This window comes from Mesorhizobium sp. M2A.F.Ca.ET.067.02.1.1, assembly GCF_004023285.1.
Taxonomy (GTDB): Bacteria; Pseudomonadota; Alphaproteobacteria; order Rhizobiales; family Rhizobiaceae; genus Mesorhizobium.
This window is the reverse complement of sequence record NZ_RZSB01000939.1, coordinates 1-2034: the sequence shown is the minus strand read 5'-3', so window position 1 is coordinate 2034 and position 2034 is coordinate 1. Positions and strand designations below refer to the sequence as shown.

The 2034-nt window shown below is 64.8% G+C and carries 2 protein-coding genes; both read left to right on the top strand.

Features of this window, described 5'->3' with window-relative positions; genetic code table 11:
- Positions 1-244 (top strand): L,D-transpeptidase (locus EOA28_RS33980; protein WP_148671045.1); only part of this gene is annotated, 244 nt, incomplete at its 5' end.
- A 135-nt stretch (positions 245-379) separates the two neighbouring features.
- On the top strand, positions 380-2034 hold a 1655-nt coding region (locus EOA28_RS33975), incomplete at its 3' end, for an FAD-dependent oxidoreductase (RefSeq protein ID WP_148671044.1).

Here is a 2034-nt window from a genome sequence, read left to right as displayed (position 1 = left end):
GACCAAGCATCCCTTCACCATCGCCAAGGGGCCCAACAATCCGGTCGGATCGGTGTGGATCGATCTTTCGATCGAGAGCTACGGCATCCACGGCACACCAGACCCGGGAAAGATCGGCACCACCTTCTCGCATGGCTGCATCCGGATGACCAACTGGGACGCCGAGGACCTCGCCGGCATGGTCAAGCCGGGAACGAAGGTCGACTTCAAGGACGAGACGGCGCAGGACGGGCAGGCGCAGTGACTGCGGCCAGCCCGCAGGCTGCTGCATAAATCCAGCTTATCATGACCCCTAATTTTTGAAGACGTTACAGCGCCAATCACCGCCTGTAGCTTCGACCGCGGTTGTTCTCGGCTCGGTAGAAAAACTGGTGATTAGATGCAGACACATGCGCGGGTGGTGATTGTCGGCGGGGGCTGCGTCGGCGCGGGAATCCTCTATGGGCTCGCCAAGCGCGGCTGGACCGACGTGGCGCTGCTGGAGCGCACGCAACTGACCGCCGGCTCGACCTGGCACGCGGCGGGGCTGATCCCGTCCTATGCCCGCAACATCAATGTCGGGCGTATGATCAACAAGACGATTGAGATCTATGAGGGGCTGGAGGCCGAGACCGGGCAGCCGGTTGGCTGGCACAAATGCGGGCAGCTGCGCATCGCCAATTCGCGCGACCGGCTCGACGAATATAAGAGCTATATGAGCGTCGCCGAGGTGCAAGGCATGCGGGCGCAATTGCTCACGCCCGACGAGGCGCGAAAGCTCTGGCCGCTGCTCGACAACAAGGAGATGCTGGGCGCGCTCTACCATCCTGACGACGGCCATATCGCGCCGGCCGACGTGACGCACGCCATGGCCAAGGGCGCGCGCGATCTTGGGGCAAAAGTCTATCTCAACACCGAGGTCACCGGTTTCAAGCGGACCGCCGGCGGCGAGTGGCTCGTCCAGACGAACAAGGGCGACATCACCTGCGAGCATGTGATTTGCGCCACCGGCAACTACGCGCGCCAGACCGGCGCGTTGCTCGGCCTCGACATCCCGGCGATCCCGATCCTGCACCAGTACTGGATCACCGAAGCGGTGCCGGAAGTGGTGGAGCGCAAGCGCGCCGGGCGGCCCGAAATGCCGATCCTGCGCGACGAGGGTTTCGAAGGCTATCTGCGCGAGGAAGGCGACGGGCTGATGTTCGGGCCCTATGAGCGCGCCGAGCACCTCAAGCTGTTCGCCGAGGACGGCGTTCCCGCCTGGTTCGGCGCCGACCTGCTGGAAGAGGATTTCGAGGCGGTGTCGTGGAACTGGGAGCAGGCCTTGCGGCTGGTCCCGGCGCTCGGGCGCGTCGGCATCAAGGCCAATGTGCGCGGGCCCTTCCAGATGACGGCCGACGAGCTGCCCTTGATGGGACCGGCCTGGGGCCTGCCCAATGTCTGGCTCGCCGAAGGCGTGCCGGGCGGAATCCTGTGGGGCGGGACAATAGGCTATTATCTGTCGGAGCGGATCGTCGAAGGCGGCAACAGCCTCGACACGTCCGATCTCGATCCGCGCCGCTTCGGCGACTACGCCAACAAGGAATGGACGCGCCAGAAGGTGCGAGAGGCCTGGGGCACCCATGCCGAGCAGAAATATCCGGGGCAGGACATGCCTGCAGCACGGCCGCAGAAGACCGCGCCTTCCTATGACCGGCTGACGGAGCTCGGCGCGGTCTGGGGCGTGCTCAACGGCTGGGAGATGCCCAACTGGTTCGCGCGCGACGGGGTCGAGGCCAAGGACCAGTATAGCTGGCGCTGGACGCCCAAGGGAAATCTCGTGGGCGAGGAGGTGCTGGCAGTGCGCAACGCTGTCGGCCTGGTCGAGATGACTCCCATGACCAAGTTCGAGGTGTCGGGGCCGAATGCCGCCCGATGGATGGACCGGCTCATCGCCAACCGCTTGCCCTCAGTCGGCAAGGTGACGCTGGCGCACCATCTGACGGCCAATGGCGGCGTGCAGGCGGAGTACATGGTGGCGCGTCTTGGCGAGGATCTGTTCTACCTGATCTCGAC